Raw genomic sequence first — 19,506 nt, forward strand, 5'->3', positions numbered from 1 at the left:
GGCGTACGGCATGCACGGGACATAAGATGCATGCCGGGGCCATGTTAAACTGACTCGCAAAATCATCAGAGGCGGCGCGCCGTGCGCCGCCTGATTCGTTCCCGCTTCCAATCCGCTTTTCGCCTACGTCCGCCGTCGATGCGACTTACCGACCATACCGATTACAGTCTGCGCACCCTGATCTACGTCGCGGTTCATCCCGACGAGCTTGTGCATGTGCAGTCCGTGGCGGACGCCTTCGACATTCCCAAGAATCACCTTGTGAAGATCGTGCAGAAGCTCGGCCAGCTGGGCTTTCTGCATACCGTGCGCGGACGCTCGGGCGGGATTCGTCTGGGTCGCGCGCCGGAGCGCATCGGACTAGGGGAAGTCGTGCGTGCGATGGAACCCGATTTCGCGATGGTGGAGTGCTTCCATCAGGGAGACAACGCTTGCGTCATCACGTCGGCGTGCCATCTGCGCGGCGTGCTGGGCGAGGCGCTGCGCTCGTATTTCGCGGTGCTCGACCGCTACACGCTGGCCGATCTCGTCAACCAGCCCAATGTGTTGCGTCGTCTTCTTGGGGATGCGGCGGCTGCCGTGATCCCGGTCGCCGACATCAAAGTGAAGCGGCGCACCGCCGGGGCGTAAGCGGGCGTCGGGCGCTCGAAAAACCGCCGCAATCTCCCCTTTTTCGGCCATCCGATCAGCGTTCGCTATCGACGTCATAGCGCGCGCCAATCACGTTCGTCAGAACTGGACGAATGGTCGCATCTTGCAGACGTCCTGCCGTGCAAGCCGCGCTGTCCTTTCGTAATCTCTAGTCATGCCCGCTAGCGTTCTTCCGGTGAAACGGATGGACGCACAAGGGAAAACGACACACGGCACACGCTGCCGAACGAAAGGAGTTTGATCATGAACGCTCGTATTTTCGCCGCCGCTCTTATCGCCACTGCATCGCTGGCTTCCGCTTCGGCTTTCGCCGAGACGCAAACGGCCGACGCTGGTCAATCCGTCGCGTCGCAAGGTGTGAGCCGCGCGCAAGTGCTTGAAGAATTGCGTGTAGCACGTGCATCGGGCCAGTTGGATCAATCGCTGCAAACGTATCCGTCGCTGCTGCAACAAGGTGCATCGGTTGGCCGCTCGCGCGCTGAAGTGCGTTCGGAAATCGGGACGGCCACGCCGGTGGCTGCTGCCGCCGATAACCGCGCCTGAGCGCGTGTCGGGTGAATGCGTTAGTTGAGCTTCTGCCCAGGCATGGCAAGGGCAAGGAGAGTGGTAAGAAGCGGGGCGAAGGGCGGTCCAAGCAAGGGTTGCGTAAATCCTCCATAATCGGCGCACCGGGTTTTTTCGACGAGTGCGCCATGGACCGGCTCTCCACCCTGATTTCGAATTTCGGCGTTCGCGCCGGTGTGTTTCATAGCGGCGGCATGTGCGGTATCGCCAGCTATGGTGTCGACGCCCACGATGGCGGTCACCTGCACTTGCTGCGCTCGGGCGAAGTTGCACTGGTGACGGAAGATGGTGTGCGGCAACAGATCGCCGAACCGTCGCTGATTTTCTTCCCGCGCCGTAATCATCATCAATTGCTCTCGGGCGAAGCGGACCGCACAGAACTGGTGTGCGGGTCGTTATCGTTCGACGGCGGCCACAACAATCCGCTGGTCGCCGCATTGCCCGAGTTTCTCGTTCTGCCGACGAAATCGCTCTCCACGCTCGAACTCACACTGAACTGGCTGTTCGCGGAAGCGTTCGGGCAGAGCTGCGGACGTCTGGCCGTCATGGACCGCCTGTTCGAGTTGCTCGTGATTCAGTTGCTGCGCCACGTGCTTGAGCATCGTCTGGTGAGCTTCGGCATGCTGGCCGGGCTGGGTGATCCGCGTCTCGCGCGCGCACTGAACGTCATCCACAATCAACCCGGCGAAGCGTGGACGGTCGAGTCGCTGGCGAGCACTGCCAACATGTCGCGCGCGAATTTCGCCGCGCAGTTTCGCGAAGTGGTTGGCCAGTCGCCTGCGGACTATCTGCTGGACTGGCGCATCGGGCTGGCACAAAAGCGTCTGCGCGACGGTCAGCCGATCGCTCGCGTGGCGGAGGAGGTCGGGTACGACAGCGCGTCGGCGCTCGCGCGCGCTTTCCGTCGCAAGACCGGCAGCAGTCCGCGCGACTGGCTGCGGGCGCAGATGCACGCGGTCACGACGTTGCCGCGTCCGCGCGTAGAGATTGTCCCGGCGCTGCCTGCGCAGGCAGCGTAGTCCGATGCCATACGGCATGCGCAGCAACGGCCCGTGAGGGCCGTTGTTCGTATTGCGCCCCTGTTTTAGAACACGTGGCTGACGCCCAATCGCACCACCGTCTGCGAGTTGGTGGCGGACGACATGCCGTTCGCGGCGTCACCGACCGAAGCCGTCGCGTCGATCACGTTACCGAAAGCGTCGAGCGTGCTGCCCGAGGCCTTCTGGTAGCCCGCCAGCGCATACAACTCCGTACGTTTCGACAGGTTGTAAAACGCCGCCAGGTTGAATTGGTGGTACTTCGCACCTGAGACGTTTGCCGCTGGGGCGTTCACCTTCGTGAAGCTATAGCCGCCACCCAGACGGAAGGCGTTCGTGAAGCGATACATCCCCAGCACGCCGACCGTGTCGAACTTCGCCGTGCGCGTGAAGCGCGAGTACGTGCCCGCCGAGTATTCGGTGTGGCTGTAATTCGCGCCCAGCGTCGCGTCGCCGATCTGGTAGGTCATCGATGTGGCGATCACGTCGCGTGCCTTGGCGCTGGCGTAACCGGCGTTGATCGACGAGGCGAATGCCGACTCGGATGAACCCGCCCAGCTACCGATGGTCGTGTCCGTGGCGCTCGCCTTGTCGTTGTTGGCGTGCGAGAAGCCGACGCCCCACGTGAGCGGGCCGTTCGCGTACTGTCCGGCGAGGCCCCAGGTGTTCTGACGTCCCATCGTGCCCGGCTGCCCGCCGAAGCCGTACATTGCCCCGAACGTGAAGCCGCCCCACGTCGGCGAGCGATACTTGACGCTGTTGTTCACGCGCGAGCTGTGGTCGAGATTGTCGACGTCGCCCGGGTGTGCGGCAACGCCCGAGAGCAGCGCGGTGCCACCGACGGAGCCGACGAGATCGATCAGCGGGTCGTACTGACGGCCGAGCGTAACGGTGCCGTACGTTTTGTCCTGCAAGCCGACATACGCATGACGGCCGAACTCTGCGCCCCCCTGACTGGCCGTGCCGTTGCCGAGGTTGAAGCCGTTCTCGAGGCGGAACAACGCCTTCAGGCCACCGCCGAGATCTTCCGTGCCCTGCATGCCCCAGCGGCTGCCTTGCCACGTTCCGCTCTGGAACGCGTAGTTCGACGCGCCGGTCATGGTGGCCGGGCGGCCCGCCGCACCTGCGCGGGTCACGCTGGCGACGTTGCTGGCGTAGCCGACGCCGCCGTCGACAATGCCGTAAAGCGTGATGTTGGACTGGGCGTGCGCGAGCGTAGCGGCGCCGCAGCCGATGACCAGTGCAACGGCACGGGCGAGAGGCGAGTGGACGAAAACCTTCATGGCGTGTTTCCTGAGCGAGGTGAGGCTAAAGGGTGATGCGCGTCCCGGTGTCGTTTCCCGGGATTTCGCGTCACATGAGAAATTAGGAATCCTAAAAATATGAAACTCGACTTCCCGAATGTCTGAGACGAAGGATCGGCGGGAAGTCGGGGGGTGCGTCTGTTATCGACGCGCGTCCCGGGCGCTACGTGGTTACGTTGCTCTGTCGTTAGTGCGCGTATTACTTCGCGGCGTCTTTCCCCTGATTCGCCAGCGCGGCGCGCAAACGCGCCGGAGAGTCCGTCATCACGGCGTCGAAGCCCAGTTGCGACGCGGCTTCGAAGTCCTGCGGCGTTTCGACGCCGAAGGCGACGAGGTGCACGTCGCCGCGCGACTTGAAGCACTGCACGGCGGCCGGTGTCCACCAGTTCGCGACGATCTTCGACACGCCTTCGCCGAGCGTGAAGCGCTCCACCACCTCTACCTGGCGATGGAATTCGATGCCCGCCCACGTGCCCGGGGCGGGCGGCGCGGCGCACTGGCCCGCGAGGGCGGCGGCCACCAGACGGTTGCGTGTGGCGTCGCGCGATTCGAAGAGTTGTGCTTGCGGACGACGGGCGCGCATGCGGTCCGTCGCCTCTGCTTCCGTCGAGTAGAGGCGCACGCGCGACCAGGCGTTCGTGTCGTCGAGCACCTTGATGACGGCCTCGACCAGCGGCGCGGCAGGCGTTTGCTTCATGTCGAGCAGCACGGGCACGTTGGCGGGCACGGCGGCCAGCGCTTCGCGCAGCGTGGGGATCGGCAACGGGTGGTCGCGGAAGGGGTGGACGGTCTGGCCGTTGGCGTCCTTGCGGGAGAAGGCGTAACCGGCGTTCAGCTTCTTCACGTCGGCATAGTCGAGATCGGCGAGCTTGCCACGACCGTCGGTCAGTGCCGAGACATCGGCTGGACGGTACATCACGGGCACACCGTCACGCGTGACCTGCACCGTCATCCACAGCGCCTGGGCGCCGTTTTGCAGCGCGTTGGTGAAGGCTTGCACGGTGTTTTCGGGGGTGTCGCCCGTGCCGCCGCGATGCGCAACGATCAACGGGGCGGCGCTGGCGGCAGACGACGCAAGCGTTCCGAAGACGCAGGCGAAGGCGGCCACGCTAATGGCTGCGAGGCGGACGGTGGAAGCGCGAAACGAAGCGGATGACATGATGTGCGGTCTCTGTCGTGGGCGTGAGCGATGAGTGTCGGAGCGTTCGAAGCGGTCTGATCAAACAACGAGAATTTCGGGCGAGTCCCCGCGAATGCGATTGTTCAGCGAGGCAGGCAGTGGGGCGTCGGTAATGACGAGATCTTGCTCGTCGAGTTGCCCGCCGCGCACGCTGGGCTTGCGGGTGAACTTGTAGGCATCCGCAACAAGAATGCGGTAGCGGCTGGCGTCGCGCAGCGCTTCGCGTGAGGCCGCTTCAACGCGGTCGTAATCGAGGAGCGTGCCGTCGTCGTCGATGCCGCCCACGCTGTACACGCCCACGTCGGCACGGTAAGCGCGAAACAGTCGGTCGGCTTCGTCGCCCAGAATCTCGGGGTTGGGCGAGCGCAGTTCGCCGCCGGGGACGATGACGCGATGTTCCGGGTTGCTCGCGAGCACCAGTGCTGCACGCAGATTGTTCGTGATGACGCACAGACGTTTGCGATGCACGAGTGCCACGGCCACCTGTTCCGGCGTGGTGCCGATGCCGAGCAGAACGGTTGCACCGTCCGGAATGCGTTCAGCCGCAGCGTGACCGATGCGCAGTTTGCCTTCGAGGTTGCGGACCCGCCGCACTTCATAGGGCTGGTTGGCGCCCGGCGTCATCAGACGCGCACCGCCGTGATAACGGCGCAGTACATTCGCGTCGCACAGTGCATTGACGTCGCGACGAATCGTCTGCGTGGCAACGCTGAAGTGCTCGGCGAGGGCGTCGACACTCATTTCGCCGTGCTGGCGGAAGAGGGCGACGATGCGGGTCTGGCGGTCTGAAAGGTCCATCGGACGGTCGTGATGTGCACATTCGTTCTGGAATGGGCGCCACTTTGACAGCCGAGAGTGACATTCAAATGACGATGTCGAATGTTCAAATGAACATTTTCATTTAGCGAGAAGTGTTCGGATGAACTGGCGTGACAGGGGCATTCGCTTCGAACTTCGCGCGACGCGTGGAAAAGAAGGTGCGCACGTTGCGAATGTTGGCCGAGCTTTTGAAGAGCCGTCGTGCAAGTTCGTCATAGGCGGCCATGTCGGGGACTTCGGCGATGACGACGAAGTCAGGCCCCGGCGAGACGCGATAGCACTGCGTGACGGACGGTTCGTCGCAGATGTAGGTCTCGAAGGTGTCGTAATCCTCGGCGGTCTGCCGGTCGAGGCTCACTTCTACGACGGCTGTCAGTGTCGGGCCGAGCTTCGCGGCGTCGACGATGGCGATCTGGCGGGCGATCACACCCGCCTCCCGTAGCGCGCGCACACGTCGCAAGCAGGTCGGGGCTGAGGCGTGCACCCGTCGCGACAGTTCGAGGTTCGAGATCGATGCGTCCAGTTGCAGCGCGCCGAGGATTCGTAAGTCCAGATCGTCGAGGGTGAGGCTTGGCATGGGGTTTCCGGGCAGGCATCCGATGGTGTGAAATTTTATTTCACAATGATGGCTGTGTGAATTTAAATTTCATGAATATAAGAAAATTGATGATTAATTTCAATGCGTCAACTCTACCATCGCTTCACTGGCTGGCAACGACTCATTTCGGAGAAGCGTTATGTGTGGAATCATCGGCGCGGTCGCGCAGCGGGACATCGTTCCCAATCTGGTCGACGGTCTGAAGCGTTTGGAGTATCGCGGGTACGACTCGTGCGGCGTCGCGCTGTATCGCGAGCGTGAGCTGGTGCGTGCGCGCAGTGTCGAGCGCGTGGCGAATCTTCAAGAGGAGGTCGGACGTCTTGGCTTGACGGGTTACACCGGTATTGCCCACACGCGTTGGGCAACGCACGGCAAGCCGGTCACGGACAACGCACATCCGCACTTCTCGCCGAATGCCGAGACTCCGCGTATCGCGCTTTCGCACAACGGCATCATCGAGAACCACGAGGAACTGCACTCGGCGCTTGAGGCGCAAGGCTATGTTTTCGCGAGCCAGACGGACAGCGAAGTCATCGCGCATCTGATCGACCATCTGTACGACGGCGACTTGTTCGAGGCGGTGAAGTCGGCAGCGGCGCGACTGCGCGGCAGCTACGCGATTGCGGTGATCTGTCGCGACGAGCCGCATCGTCTCGTCGGCGCGCGCGATGGCATGCCCTTGATTCTCGGTGTGGGTGACGGCGAGAACTTCATCGCGTCCGACGCGATTGCGCTCGCCAACGTCACCGACCGCATCGTCTATCTGGAGAACGGCGACGTTGCGGACGTGCAACTGCATCGCTATTGGGTCGTGGACGCTCAGGGACAGCGCGTGGAGCGTGCGGTGAACCGGGTGGCAGCGCACAGCGGTGCGGCGGATCTCGGACCGTATCGCTATTACATGCAGAAGGAAATCTTCGAGCAGCCGCGAGCCGTCGCCGACACGCTGCTGGACGTCACGTCGATCATGCCGGAGTTGTTCGGCGATAACGCGTGGCGCGTGTTCAACGCGGTGGACTCTGTGTTGTTGCTCGCTTGCGGCGGCAGCTATCACGCAGCGCTCACGGCGAAGTACTGGATCGAGAGTCTCGCGCAGGTGCCGGTGAATGTGGAGATCGCGAGCGAGTATCGCTACCGCGACAGCGTGGCGAATCCGAAGACGCTGGTCGTCGCGGTCTCGCAGAGCGGGGAGACGGCGGACGTGCTCGGCGCGGTCCACGTCGCCAAGCAACGCGGGATGTTGCACACGCTGGCGATCTGCAACGTGGCGACGAGTGCACTGGCGCGCGAGTGTGCGCTGACGTTTTTCACACGGGCAGGGGTGGAGATCGGTGTGGCGTCGACCAAGGCATTCACGACGCAACTGGTGTCGCTGTTCATTCTGGCGCTGACGCTGGCGCAGAGCCGCAACCGATTGTCGGACGAGGACGAGCAGCAGCATCTGAAAGCGTTGCGTCACTTGCCGGATGCGATTGCCAAGGTGCTCGCGCTGGAGCCGCAGATCATTGCGTGGGCGGAGCAACTGACACGGCGTCAGGACATTCTCTTCCTCGGACGCGGCCTGCACTTTCCGGTGGCGATGGAAGGCGCGCTGAAGATGAAAGAGATCTCGTACATACACGCAGAAGCGTATCCGGCGGGGGAGCTCAAGCACGGGCCGCTGGCGCTGGTGAGCGATGAGATGCCGGTGGTGGCGGTTGCACCGAACGACCGTCTGCTGGAGAAGCTGAAATCGAACATGCACGAAGTGAGCGCGCGCAACGGCAAGCTGTACGTTTTTGCGGACAGCGATTGCGGGTTATCGCCGGGGCCGGATATTGAAGTGATTCGGCTGACCGAACATTACGGTCTGCTGTCCCCGATTCTTCACACCATCCCGATGCAGTTGCTCGCGTATCACGCCGCCGTTGCGCGTGGCACAGACGTGGATAAGCCTCGAAATTTGGCAAAGTCGGTGACGGTGGAGTAGTCATGTGGGGCGTAGCGCCGGGTCCTCACCAAGCAGTTGCCGAGCCCCCAATTGCGAACCCACGTGCGGCTATGCCAGAGCGCTGGAACTCCTATCGATGACAAAAAGCTCATTCACGAATTCACGCGTGCCTGCGGAAGCGGCCAGACTGAGGACGCTCGTTGGCGCGCTTGCCTTGGCCGGTGTCGCATCCTCCCCGACGGTCACATTGACGATTGCCTTCCCCGAAGTGGGGAATGTCGGAAACACGCCTGTAATCTGAGAGTCGCTGACGATGGTGAAGCTGCTCGCAGGGATCTTCCTGGATGCGGAATCGACGAAGTACACCTGTACCGCTTTCGAAAATCCCGTTCCAGTGATGGCGAACTGGGTGCCGCCCGCGCGGTCAACCTGGGTGTTGGAGAGGTTGGTGATGGTCGCCATAATGTCTCTCGATCAGGGATGTGCAAATGACGCTCGCCAAACGACGGTAAGCGTTTCGGACCTGCCGCCGGACGACAAGCTGGCGGCGCTTTCAATCTAGGTGACGCTGGCCAATTGCGCACCTGTCAACCCTGACAGTGGCGCTCAGAAACGACAAAGCCCCGCGCTTGGCGGGGCTTTGTATGATGGCTCGGTCAAACGTGGTCAGTGAGCGCGTTTCCCGACCAACCGTAATCCACTCGCCAGACACCCGGCCGCCGAAAACGCTGCACCCCATGCCAGCGCCCACGTCGAACCGTGCGTGCCGAACAGGCCCAGTGCCAGTGCGACGAGTGCGGCACCCGTCGCCTGCCCCAGTAGGCGTGACGTCCCGACCATCCCGCTCGCGCCACCGCTGCGCTCCGGCGGTGCGCTGTGCATGAATGCCTTCAGGTTCGGCGACTGAAAGAAACCGAAGCCCAGCCCGCACAATCCCATACGCCAGCCGATATCCCATAACTGCGCATGCTCGGGCATGATCGCCAGCAACGCCATGCCCGCACTCAGCATGGCCAGCCCGATCGCACCCAGTGCGCCCGGGGGATATTTGTCCGACAGACGTCCGGCCACTGGCGCAATCGCGGCCACGAAGAACGGCCACGGCGTCATCAGGAAACCCGTTTCGATAGGGCTGCGATGCAGCACGTTCTCGAAGTAGAAGGGCAGCGAGACCAGTCCCAACCCTTGCGTCGCGAAGGCGCAGATGGCTGTGAGCGTCGACAACGCGAACGCGGGCAGACGCATCAGATCGACCGGCAGCATCGGCGCACGATGGCCGCGCTCGCGTCGGATCAACGCCCAGCCGAAGACGAGCGCGCCGATGAAGCAGGCCAGCGTCAGATGCCAGTCGGCCTGCTGCGCACTTTGGCTAAGCGCAAAGATCAGCAGCGAGAACGTCAGCACGTTGAGCAACGCCGCAATCATGTCCGGCTTGTGCTCGCTGCGCGGCGTGTCGGGCAAGTTGCGACGCGAGAATGCCAGCGCCAGCAACGCCGTCGGCACGTTGATCAGGAACAGCCACGGCCAGCTCGCGAATGCCAGCACGAGCGACGCGACCGTCGGCCCGATGGCGAACGAGATGCCGACGATCAGGGCGTTCAGCCCGACACCACGTCCCAACTGCGCCGCCGGATACAGGAAGCGGATCAGCGCAATGTTCACGCTCATGACCGCTGCGGCGCCCACGCCTTGCAGCACACGCGCCCCCGCAAGGAAGCCGAGCGACGGCGAGAGCGCGCACAGCAGCGACGCGGCGAGAAACACCGCCACGCCCCACATGAACACACGCTTGTGGCCAACGCGCTCACCCAGCGATGCGAAGGGCAGCAGCGTTGCGACCATCGCCAACTGGTAGGCGTTGACGATCCAGACAGAGGCGGACGGCGTCGTATTCAGATCGAGCGCCATCTGCGGCAAGGCCGTGTTGGCGATGGCGGTATCGAGACTGGCGAGCGAGACGGCGAGCAAAATCGCCGTCATGGCGAGCCCGCGTCCGGTGGCAGGGAGCTCGTGCAATTGCGCCGCGGCAGGGGCGGGCGGCGCGCTTGCCGCCGATGTGTCGGCGGTCGGAGGCAGCGACGACATGACGGATCAGCCCTCGGCCAGAATCTGACGGATGGCTTGCTCGAAGACTTCCGGCGGCTGTCCGCCGCTCACGAGATGTCGGTTGTTGAAGATGATCGCCGGTACCGAGCTGATGCCGAGATTCTGATAGTGGCGCTCCAGCGCACGCACCTGATCGGCATACTCGTGCGTCGACAGAATCTCGCGCGCGCGAGTGGTGTCGAGACCGGCCTGTTGCGCGGCGTCGACGAGCACTTCGGGATCGCTCGTGCGCTTGCCGTCGACAAAGTACGCGCGGAACAGGGCTTCCTTGAGGGCGAGCTGTTTGTCGTTACCCACGGTCTGCGCCCAGTGCAGCAGTCGATGCGCGTCGAACGTGTTGTAAGCGTGCGTGCGCAACTCCATGCGCATCGGGAAACCTTCGGCGGCAGCACGGGCACTGATGTTCGCCCGGTTCTGCGCCATCTGCTCCGGCGAGAGACCGTACTTGCGCGACATGTAGTCGGCAAGCGGCACGCCCTCGACCGGCATGTCGGGGTTCAACTCGAACGGGCTGAAGTGCAGGTCGGCTTCGACCTCGTTGCCCAGACGGGCGAGCGCGGTCTTCAATGAGGCGAGACCGATGGCGCACCACGGGCAGGCGACATCGGAGACAAAGTCAATCTTGAGAGTGGCAGGCATGATCTGACGGCGCCAAAGCGGCGCGTGCAATGAAAAACGCGTCGCCTTGCGCGACGCAACATGGCAATCGTCGCACAAATCGATAAATCTCGCCGATTCCCACGCCGTCATGTCCGGAACCCTTTGCCCCTGCGCATTTTGGGCTAAGGTGACGGAGCTGCGCGATGCCGATGGATGTTTTGATGACCGGAATCAATGTTTCGTCTGATGAATCGCTTCGCGGATGCCTCCGTTGTCTTCCCCCCAGACTGACCTACAAGGAGTCCGATATGCTGTCTGTTGCCGATCTCGTCGCCTCGCTGGGGCTGATGCCACACCCTGAGGGCGGGCATTACCGCGAGACGTACCGCGCCGCCGGAACGGTCGCCGCCGACGCGCTGTCCGGTGTTTTTTCCGGGCCACGCAGCATTTCCACTGCGATTCTCTATTTGCTCGAAGCAAACGACTTTTCCGCGTTTCATCGCATTCGTAGCGACGAAGTCTGGCACTTTCATCTCGGCGGCACGCTCTGGATTCACGAGATCGATCCGTCCGGCCACCTCACCACAACATATCTCGGACACGATGTCGGGAACGGCGAGCAGTTGCAGCATGTGGTGCCCGCAGGTCACTGGTTCGCCGCGCAGCCCGCACCGTCGACAAGTTTTGCGCTGGTCGGATGCACCGTCGCGCCGGGCTTCGCCTTCGAAGACTTCGAGATGGCCGACCCGGCGGCGCTCGCCGCGCAGTGGCCGTCGCATGGTGAGCTGATCGCGCGACTGGGGCGCGGCGCGTCTGCGTGATCACGGGCTTGAACGCGTTGAAGCGGTCGACGGACGCAACCTCGCAGAGTGCGATAGCATCGACGCAATCCCGCAACACAGCTGATGACTGACGCTATGTCCCATCCCGATGACGTTCACTTCTATGACCCGGCCAAAGGCCACGGCCTGTCTCACGACCCGTTCAAGGCGATTGTCGCGCCGCGCGTGATCGGCTGGATTTCGAGCCGTGACGCGCAAGGTCGCGTCAACCTCGCGCCGTATAGCTTCTTCGGCGCCTTCGCGTCGTTCCCGGCCATCATCGGTTTTTGCAGCGAGGGTTACAAGGACTCGATCGCGAACATCGAAGCCACGCGTGAGTTCGTTTGGAACCTGACGAGCAAGTCGCTCGTCGAGCAAATGAACCGGACGTCTGCCCCCGTGCCGCATGAGGTCGACGAGTTCGAACTGGCTGGCTTGACCAAAGCGCCTGGCGTCAATGTGGACGTGCCGCACGTGGCCGAGTCGCCCGCATCGCTCGAATGCAAGCTGCTGCAAATCGTGCGCATGCACGATCTCGACGGCAAACCGATGAACAACTGGCTTGCGCTGGGGCAGGTGGTCGGCGTGCACATCCGTCGCGAGTTCCTGCGAGAGGACGGTCTCTTCGACACGGCCAAAGCACATCCGGTCATGCGCGCGGGTTATCTCGGCGACTATGCCGAGATCGGTCCGATGTTCGATCTGCGTCGTCCGAAGGCCTGAGCAACGCGCCGCACTGTCCTCAAATTCCACAATGCGTTATTGACGAAATCGGCGCACGCATCGATTGACTTTGTCATGCGTGTGCGCGTTCGGACTGCGGCCCATTGTCGCGCGGCGTTTTCGTCGACGCGACAAGCGCCGACCGGCCGGTCGGACATGATGCTCGCAATCATTTGTAAAATTTGCTGCGATGCAAAATGTATTTCGGACGCGTATGCTTGCCACCTTCGTTGACGCCTCTGCGCCCGGCGTCCCCTCCCGTAGGCATTGAACAGCCTTGATTTGCGCGTTTCGCTCTCGCGATGCGCGCGGGGTAGGTTCGTCCCTGGCGCCGTCAACGTAGCGCATTTGCGCTCGTTTTTTGTTGCGGCACACCAGGACCCCCAATGTTTCCCATCCTGTCCCTTCTGATCTGGCTTCCCATCGTGGCTGGCGCGCTCGTCATGCTGCTCGGCCAGGATCGATTCCCCAATACCGTTCGCTGGGCGTCGCTCGCCGCCGCCGTAATCTCGGCGGCGCCGCTCGTGCCGCTCGTGCGCGGATTCCGGACCAGTGTGTCCAGTTTGCAATTCGTCGAGCGCTTCCGATGGATCGACTCGTTCGACGCGTCGTGGCATGTGGGCATCGACGGCATCTCGCTGTGGCTCGTGGCGCTGACCGGTGTGACGACGATCATCGTTGTGCTCGCGTCGTGGCGCGCCGTGACCACGCGCATGAGTTCGTACTTCGGCAGCTTCCTCGTGCTCTCCGGCCTGATGCAGGGCGTGTTCACGGCGCAGGACGGCATGCTGTTCTTCGTGTTCTTCGAAGCCACGCTGCTGCCGCTGTACTTGCTGATCGGCGTCTACGGCCGGGCTAACAGCACGCGTGCAGCTGTGAAGTTCTTCTTCTTTTCGCTGACCGGTTCGCTAATGATGCTGGTCTCGATGCTCTATCTGTACATGCAGACGCAGAGCTTCGACATCGCACGCTGGCAGGCGCTGCATCTGCCGCTCGTGATACAGGTGATGTTGTTTATCGGCTTTCTCGGGGCGTTCTCGGTCAAGGTGCCGATGTGGCCGGTCCACACGTGGCTGCCCGAGGTGCACCTCGACGGACCGACCGGTGCGGCCGTCATGCTCGGCATGCTGAAGCTGGGCGGTTACGGGCTGCTGCGCTTTAACCTGCCGCTGTTGCCGGACGCCAGCCATTTCCTCGCGCCGCTCATGGTGGTGCTCTCGCTGGTCGCGGTGATCTACGCGAGTCTGGTGGCGCTGGTGCAGACCGATTTGCGCAAGCTGCTGGCGTACTCGGCGGTGGCGCACATGGGGCTGGTGACGCTGGGCCTGTTCCTCTTCTCCGAGATGGGGACCGACGGCGCCGTGATGCAGATGATTTCTTACGGCATCGTGTCGGGCGCCATGCTGTTGTGCACGGGCATGTTGTATGACCGCACCGGTAGCTCGTCCATCGATGCCTATGGCGGTGTGGCCGCAACGATGCCGCGTTTTGCGACCTTCGCAATGCTGTTCTCGATGGCAAACGTCGGTATGCCGGGCACGTCGGGCTTCGTCGGCGAGTTTCTCGTACTGATGGGCGCGATCAAGGCGAACTTCTGGATCGGCGCGCTCGCGTCGCTCACGCTGGTACTGAGCGCGGCTTACACGCTGTGGATGTACAAGCGCGTGATCTTCGGTCGTGTGGGCAACGCCCGTGTGGCGTCGCTCAAGGACGTCAGCCGCCGCGAGTTCGCGCTGCTTGGTGCGATGGCCGTGATGGTGCTGGGTATCGGCCTCGATCCGAAGCCGCTGACCGATGGCATCGACGCTACGGCGATTCAGGTCGTGCAGGACATCGAAAATCACCGTCTGCCCGCTGGCGATCCGGGCAGCAGCGAGATGGCGGGGCGTCGTCACGGCGACGCAGCCGGACACGCAGCGGTCGTGGTGAAGGGCGCGCGTCCGGATGCCTGATCCGTCGTGACGTAATGAAAATGGGCGCTGTGATGCGCCCATTTTCATTTGCCTGCTAGCGAATGAATCGATGAATCATCGTTTGCTACAAACCGCATCGCCGACCGCCGATGCGACCGATTTGCCGTTCAGCGCGATGTCCCACTTGTCGGAAACGCCACCGTCGAAATTCAGTTCGTACAGCGTGCCGTAACCGCGTTCGCAATCCGCCGACGCAATGATGACTTCGTTGTAATCGAAGGTGTTTTCGCGCAGATTGTCGAAGCGCGACAGAATCGACACGGACGGCTTGCCCTTATAGGCGCGCTTACGCGCCGTATCGTTCTTCAGATAAACCTTGTTACCCGAATCCTTGACCGAGGCGATGAACTCCCACGCGTCTTTCTTCTCGGCCAGCGAGATCTGACCTGTCTCGTTGTCCCAGCTCAGGCAGGCCAACGTGCCGATATTGTCAGCGACCGTCGGGCCGAAGCGCACGAACTGATCCTTGCTCACGTACTGACCTTCCATGCCGTTGTAGTACACGAATCCATAACCTTTGCGGCACGATTCGAGCAACACCAGGGCCTGACCGTAGTCGTAAGTGTTGTTGGTCTTATTCTTCTTTTGATAGAGGTACTTGTAGCCGTTGTTCTTCTTGCCATCGACATTGGTTATCGTGCCGCTGCCGCGCTTTCCCTGCCAGACGGACTTCGACGTTTCCGCTGCCGTGATCCAGTCCCCTGCGTCTTCGGCATGCGCCGCGTGCATCATCACCACACCGGCAAGTGTGCCCAGCACTACTTTCACCAACATATAATTTTTCTCCTCGACATCTGACTTGCAAGGCATACCGCTGCCTTCCCCGTGTACCCCGAAGTCGGCTATTCCATCGCCAATCGTTGTTCGCACGACGTCAATGCTCAACTTTTCGGGGTATGAAATCTTTCTTCGGCACCTGAGCCGAAAACTTTAGCGAGTCCGGGCGTCTCGCTTGCCACAATTCTTTAACGATCCCTCGCCAGAATGACGGTCATGCCATGCAAGTGGCATTTTTCAGTGATGAATTTGCACACGTGTGCAAACAAAGCTCGATGCCATCGTCAACCCAGTGAGAGATCGCATGAAACTGTCTATCCGTCTGCGCGCTTTGTCAGCCGCTGTTGCCGCCGCCGTTGGTCTGTTCGTCGTGGCGACGAGCGTGAGCGCGGCCGATCTCGTGATCGCCGGGCGTGACGATATTTACGGCAAGGGCCTCGTCGAAGCCGTCGCTGGCTTCAAGAAGTCGCATCCGTCCGCAGACATCGAGCTGCTGAAGCTGCCGAACGCGAACCTCTATCAGAAGCTGAAACTGTCGATGCGCGAGGGCACGGGCGCCTACGATCTCGTGATGATGGACGACACGTGGTCGCCCGAATTCATGGCCAACGGCTGGCTCAAGCCGCTGCCTGCGACGCTGGTCGACGCCGACATGGTAGCGTCGACCGTGGCGCTCGGCCGCGCGCCGAACGGCAATCTGTACGCGCTGCCGGTGGTCGGCAACGTCGAGATGTTTGCGTATCGTCGCGATCTGCTCGCGAAGCACAAGCTGCAAGCACCGCGCAACTGGGACGACGTGCTGAAGATCGCCCAGACGACCGGCACCGACGCCACCGTGTCCGGCGTGGTGTTTCGCGGCACCAAGGGCAATCCGGTGGTCACGGGGTTTCTTCCGATTCTGTGGGCGTATGGCGGCGACGTGATCGATGCAAACGGTCGCGCCGCCATCGATTCGCCACAGGCGCTCGCGGCATTGAAGATGTTCGTCGCGCTCAAGGCGCATGCGCCGAAGGACGTTGCGGTCTATGGCGCGGCCGAAGTGCGCGATGCCTTGCAAAAGGGCGCGGCGGCGCAAGCCATTGAAGTGTGGCCGGCGTGGGTGCCCGCGCTGGACGATCCGAAGCAGTCGCGCGTGGTGGGCGAGGTCGCCTTGCAGGCGCCACCGGGGCAGGTCAAGGGACCGGCGCCGATGCTCGGTATCTGGCAGATGGCCATTCCGAAGGACGCGCAGCATGCGGCGCTCGCACAGGAATTTCTGGCGTATCTGACGTCGCGCGACACGCAGACGCGTCTGGCCGTCATGGGAATTCCGCCCACGCGCAAGAGCGTGTTCGAAGATCCCACGCTGGTGAAGCAATTCCGCTGGTATCCGGATCAGTTGAAGGCGCTTGAAGCCGGGCGTGCGCGCCCCCGTGTGAAGAACTGGGAGCAGATCGAGAGCTTGTTGGGCGACGCCCTGCAACTCGTGATTACGGGGCAACTCACGCCGGAAGCTGCGCTGCGTCAGGCGTCGCAGAAGATCGCGCCGGTGCTGACGACCGCGGCCAACTAACGTCCCGACGATTCCATGCGTGCTGCACGTCGCTGGTGGCCCCTGATCTGGCTGGTGTGGCCTGCCTTTCTCGTTATCGCTGTGCTGGCGCTGTATCCGGTGCTGCAAGTGCTGTTCGATTCGTTCTTCCAGGTCGACTACGCGTCGGGGCATCGGGCGTTCACCGGGCTGAAGAACTATCGGACGGTGCTCGCCGACGACAACTTCGCCGCGAGTTTCTTCAACACGGTGCATTTCACGATCGTGGCGTCGGTGTGCGAGGTGGTGCTCGGCGCAGCGCTGGCGCTGCTGTTCTCCCGCGCGTTTCGCGGGCGGCGCTTCGTCATGCCGCTGCTGATCCTGCCGATGATGCTCTCTACGCTGGTGTGCTCGGCCATCTGGCGCAACTGGCTGAATTTCAGCGGGTTCCTAAACGCGCTGCTCGCGAAGTTCGGTCTGCCGGGCGTGCAATGGTTGTCCGATCCGGGACTGGCGATCTGGTCGCTGATCCTTGTGGACGTCTGGCAATGGACGCCCATGGCGTTCCTGATCGTGCTCGCGGGTATTCAGTCCATCGATCCGGCGTTGTTCGAAGCGGCGCGCACCGACGGCGCGAGCGAGTGGCAATGTCTGCGCGACATCACGCTGCCGCTGCTCGTGCCCCAGTTCGTGCTGGCCATGCTGTTGCGCTCGATCGATACGTTCAAGCTGTTCGACAAGGTCTATGCGCTGACCGGCGGTGGCCCCGGCAACGCAACGCAGACACTGTCGACATACGTCTACGACACCGGATTTCGCTTTTTCAGTGTGGGCCCCGCGAGTGCGGCGTCGGTGCTGATGTTGCTCGTCGCGTCCGCACTCGTCTCGGTCAATGTCTGGATGTCGATTCGTAAGCCGGGGGCGCGATGAATGCAGGTACGTCGTCCCTCACGTTCCGTCGGTCGGGGCAGAAAGCGTTGCTCTGGACGTTGCGCATCGCTGCGCTGGCGATGTTGCTGTTGCCGTGTGTCTGGATGCTCGGTGCGGCGTTCACGCCGACGCTGGAGCGTCTCGACCATCCGCTGGCGCTGTGGCCGCAGACACCGACCTTGCAGCACTTCCAGACCGTTTGGGAGAGCGGCATCGGGCGTCAGGTGCTCAATTCTCTGCTGGTGAGCTGTGGCACGACATTGCTGTCGCTGACGCTGGCGTTCCCGGCGGCCTACGCGCTAGTGCGCCTGCGCTTTCCGGGGCGGCTCGACGTGGTGTTTCTGATGCTTGTACTGGCGGTCAAGCTGATGCCGCCGATTACCGTCGCGGTGCCGCTGTTTTCGCTGGCGAAGACGTTGCATCTGCTCGACTCGGAAGTCGGGCTGATGCTCGCCTATCAGGTGTACACGCTGCCGCTATCGATCTGGATGCTGCTGTCGTTCGTCCGTGAGATTCCCGTCGATTACGACGAAGCGGCTTGCATCGATGGCGCAGGGCTATTCCGTCGGCTGGTAGACATCATGTTGCCGCTGTGCGCACCGGGATTGGTTGCGACGGCGATCTTCGTGCTGATTGCCGCGTGGAACGAGTTTCTGCTTGCGCTGCTGTTCGTCTCGTCGCCGAGCAAGTTCACGTTGCCGCTCGCGGTGGCGGGCTACGTCACGGAGAACGGCATCGATTGGGGCGATCTGATGAGCGTGGGCATGATCGCGTCGCTGCCGACGTTGGCCGTCGCGGGATACGTGCAGCGTTATTTGCTGCACGGGTTTTCCGGCGGACTCAAGTGATGGGCGAGGTCGAGGTCGAGGTCGTCAGGCGCAAGTTCTGCGCACGACGCTCGTGACCGGGACGATGCGCGTTCGCGAGGCGCCCGAGAACGCGTTCATGCGGTCGATGAGCAGTTCGATGGCGGTGTCCGCCAGCGCATGCGTGTTCTGAACGATGGTCGTGAGCTGGTAGTTGTCGTAGTTCGCGGCGGGGATGTCGTCGAAGCCGACGACGCGCACGTCCTCCGGCACGCGCATGCCGAAGTGCAGACGTGCCGTATCGATGAAGCCGAGCGCGAGCAGATCGGACGAGCAGAACACGCCGTCGGGGCACGGGGCTTGCCCTGGCCGGTTCTGCGGCGAGAGCAGGGCGTGTGCAGCCGCGACGCCGCATTCGTAGGTGTCGCCGGGGGTGCTGTGGGTTTCGACCGGGTGAGCGAGCGTCGGGTTTTCCCTGGCGATGTGTTGCGTCGCACGAAGGAAGCCAGCGCAGCGGGCGCGACCGTTGTAACTGGGTTTGGTCGGACCGACGAAGGCGAGGTGCGTCGCGCCGGCGTCGATCAGGAGCCGGGCCGCGAGTGCGGCGCCTTCGGCGTTGTCGCTCACTGCCACGTCTGCGCCGGGCAGGTTCGACGCGCGGTTGATCATCACGACGGGAATCTCGCCTTCAAGGTACTGGCGGGCGAGTCCGAGCGGAGGAGAGGCCGAGGTCATGATGATGCCGCCGATCCGGTAGCTCAGCAGCATGTCGAGCGACTGCTGAATTTGCACGGGATCTTCCGCGTTCACCACGATGGGGGTGAGTTTGTGACGACCGAGGGCAGCAATGATTTGTGCGAGGAGTTTCGCGCGGAACGGGTTTTCGAAGCCAGCGGTGACAACGCCGACCATGCTGCTGCGCTGCATGATCATCTCGCGGGCGATCAGGTTGACCTGATAGCCGAGCGAGCGTGCGGCTTCCATGACGCGTTCCCGGGTCTCCGGGGCGATGCTGGCGGTCGGCGAGAACGCGCGCGAGACGGCGGAGCGCGACACACCCGCGCGGCGGGCGACATCGGCGGCGGTGACCCAGGACGTTTGTTTCTTCGGCATGGCGTGGCGAGTAAGGGGACGCAAAGCTTGCTTCGCGCAGCGTGCACGACGAAAAGGGCAAGAA

General features: G+C 62.7%; 19 protein-coding genes. 10 read left to right on the forward strand and 9 right to left on the reverse strand.

Going from position 1 to position 19,506, the window contains the following annotated elements:
• Positions 1 to 138: 138 nt before the first annotated feature.
• From PCO31010_RS13130 to PCO31010_RS13140, 3 genes are all read left to right on the forward strand, one after another.
• Positions 139 to 630 (forward strand): Rrf2 family transcriptional regulator, encoded by a 492-nt coding sequence (locus PCO31010_RS13130; RefSeq protein WP_150664678.1) that lies wholly within the window; start codon positions 139 to 141, stop codon positions 628 to 630.
• A 264-nt stretch (positions 631 to 894) separates the two neighbouring features.
• Positions 895 to 1,194: a DUF4148 domain-containing protein gene (locus PCO31010_RS13135; RefSeq protein ID WP_150664679.1), complete on the forward strand. Its 300-nt coding sequence runs from the start codon at positions 895 to 897 to the stop codon at positions 1,192 to 1,194.
• A gap of 149 nt (positions 1,195 to 1,343) precedes the next feature.
• Complete coding sequence (locus tag PCO31010_RS13140; RefSeq protein WP_150664680.1) at positions 1,344 to 2,234, forward strand: AraC family transcriptional regulator; 891 nt, start codon at positions 1,344 to 1,346, stop codon at positions 2,232 to 2,234.
• 65 nt (positions 2,235 to 2,299) lie between these two features.
• On the opposite strand, the gene PCO31010_RS13145 is transcribed toward PCO31010_RS13140, so the two are convergent.
• From PCO31010_RS13145 to PCO31010_RS13160, 4 genes are all read right to left on the reverse strand, one after another.
• The gene (locus PCO31010_RS13145; protein WP_150664681.1) at positions 2,300 to 3,535 is read right to left on the reverse strand and encodes a porin; all 1,236 of its coding nucleotides are present in this window, start codon (positions 3,533 to 3,535) and stop codon (positions 2,300 to 2,302) included.
• A gap of 220 nt (positions 3,536 to 3,755) precedes the next feature.
• A complete protein-coding gene (locus PCO31010_RS13150) occupies positions 3,756 to 4,715 on the reverse strand; it encodes a glycerophosphodiester phosphodiesterase family protein (protein WP_150664682.1) in 960 nt (319 codons plus the stop codon).
• Positions 4,716 to 4,775: 60 nt separating this feature from the next.
• The gene (locus tag PCO31010_RS13155) at positions 4,776 to 5,534 is read right to left on the reverse strand and encodes a DeoR/GlpR family DNA-binding transcription regulator (protein ID WP_150664683.1); all 759 of its coding nucleotides are present in this window, start codon (positions 5,532 to 5,534) and stop codon (positions 4,776 to 4,778) included.
• Between the two features lie 103 nt (positions 5,535 to 5,637).
• Positions 5,638 to 6,132 carry an Lrp/AsnC family transcriptional regulator gene (locus PCO31010_RS13160; protein WP_150664684.1) on the reverse strand — a complete coding sequence of 165 codons (495 nt, stop codon included), beginning with the start codon at positions 6,130 to 6,132 and terminating at the stop codon, positions 5,638 to 5,640.
• 160 nt (positions 6,133 to 6,292) lie between these two features.
• On the opposite strand from PCO31010_RS13160, the gene glmS reads away from it, so the two are divergent.
• On the forward strand, positions 6,293 to 8,122 hold the full coding sequence (gene glmS, locus PCO31010_RS13165; protein ID WP_150664685.1) for a glutamine--fructose-6-phosphate transaminase (isomerizing): 1,830 nt from the start codon (positions 6,293 to 6,295) through the stop codon (positions 8,120 to 8,122).
• A gap of 69 nt (positions 8,123 to 8,191) precedes the next feature.
• Here the strand turns inward: glmS and PCO31010_RS13170 are convergent, their stop codons facing one another.
• From PCO31010_RS13170 to PCO31010_RS13180, 3 genes are all read right to left on the reverse strand, one after another.
• On the reverse strand, positions 8,192 to 8,545 hold the full coding sequence (locus PCO31010_RS13170; protein WP_150664686.1) for an IPT/TIG domain-containing protein: 354 nt from the start codon (positions 8,543 to 8,545) through the stop codon (positions 8,192 to 8,194).
• A gap of 204 nt (positions 8,546 to 8,749) precedes the next feature.
• Positions 8,750 to 10,168, reverse strand: a complete 1,419-nt coding sequence (locus PCO31010_RS13175; protein ID WP_150664687.1) for an MFS transporter — start codon at positions 10,166 to 10,168, stop codon at positions 8,750 to 8,752.
• Between the two features lie 6 nt (positions 10,169 to 10,174).
• Positions 10,175 to 10,828, reverse strand: a complete 654-nt coding sequence (locus PCO31010_RS13180; protein ID WP_150664688.1) for a DsbA family oxidoreductase — start codon at positions 10,826 to 10,828, stop codon at positions 10,175 to 10,177.
• A gap of 269 nt (positions 10,829 to 11,097) precedes the next feature.
• On the opposite strand from PCO31010_RS13180, the gene PCO31010_RS13185 reads away from it, so the two are divergent.
• From PCO31010_RS13185 to PCO31010_RS13195, 3 genes are all read left to right on the forward strand, one after another.
• On the forward strand, positions 11,098 to 11,610 hold the full coding sequence (locus PCO31010_RS13185; protein WP_150664689.1) for a cupin domain-containing protein: 513 nt from the start codon (positions 11,098 to 11,100) through the stop codon (positions 11,608 to 11,610).
• 96 nt (positions 11,611 to 11,706) lie between these two features.
• Positions 11,707 to 12,333 (forward strand): flavin reductase family protein, encoded by a 627-nt coding sequence (locus PCO31010_RS13190; protein WP_150664690.1) that lies wholly within the window; start codon positions 11,707 to 11,709, stop codon positions 12,331 to 12,333.
• A 386-nt stretch (positions 12,334 to 12,719) separates the two neighbouring features.
• The gene (locus tag PCO31010_RS13195) at positions 12,720 to 14,285 is read left to right on the forward strand and encodes a complex I subunit 4 family protein (protein ID WP_150664691.1); all 1,566 of its coding nucleotides are present in this window, start codon (positions 12,720 to 12,722) and stop codon (positions 14,283 to 14,285) included.
• A gap of 75 nt (positions 14,286 to 14,360) precedes the next feature.
• Here the strand turns inward: PCO31010_RS13195 and PCO31010_RS13200 are convergent, their stop codons facing one another.
• Positions 14,361 to 15,080, reverse strand: coding sequence for a hypothetical protein (locus PCO31010_RS13200; RefSeq protein WP_150664692.1), 720 nt, complete (start codon positions 15,078 to 15,080; stop codon positions 14,361 to 14,363).
• A 307-nt stretch (positions 15,081 to 15,387) separates the two neighbouring features.
• Here PCO31010_RS13200 and PCO31010_RS13205 point away from each other — a divergent pair, with 307 nt between their 5' ends.
• From PCO31010_RS13205 to PCO31010_RS13215, 3 genes are read left to right on the forward strand one after another with little or no spacing between them, the layout of a single operon-like run.
• The gene (locus tag PCO31010_RS13205) at positions 15,388 to 16,635 is read left to right on the forward strand and encodes an ABC transporter substrate-binding protein (RefSeq protein WP_150664693.1); all 1,248 of its coding nucleotides are present in this window, start codon (positions 15,388 to 15,390) and stop codon (positions 16,633 to 16,635) included.
• A 15-nt stretch (positions 16,636 to 16,650) separates the two neighbouring features.
• Positions 16,651 to 17,523, forward strand: coding sequence for a carbohydrate ABC transporter permease (locus PCO31010_RS13210; protein ID WP_150664694.1), 873 nt, complete (start codon positions 16,651 to 16,653; stop codon positions 17,521 to 17,523).
• Positions 17,520 to 18,371: a carbohydrate ABC transporter permease gene (locus tag PCO31010_RS13215; protein WP_150664695.1), complete on the forward strand. Its 852-nt coding sequence runs from the start codon at positions 17,520 to 17,522 to the stop codon at positions 18,369 to 18,371. The genes PCO31010_RS13210 and PCO31010_RS13215 overlap by 4 nt, the downstream gene beginning before the upstream one ends.
• Before the next feature lie 24 nt (positions 18,372 to 18,395).
• Here PCO31010_RS13215 and PCO31010_RS13220 read toward each other — a convergent pair whose 3' ends face one another.
• The gene (locus tag PCO31010_RS13220; protein WP_150664696.1) at positions 18,396 to 19,442 is read right to left on the reverse strand and encodes a LacI family DNA-binding transcriptional regulator; all 1,047 of its coding nucleotides are present in this window, start codon (positions 19,440 to 19,442) and stop codon (positions 18,396 to 18,398) included.
• Positions 19,443 to 19,506: the final 64 nt, after the last annotated feature.

This window comes from Pandoraea commovens (genome assembly GCF_902459615.1).
Lineage (GTDB): Bacteria > Pseudomonadota > Gammaproteobacteria > Burkholderiales > Burkholderiaceae > Pandoraea > Pandoraea commovens.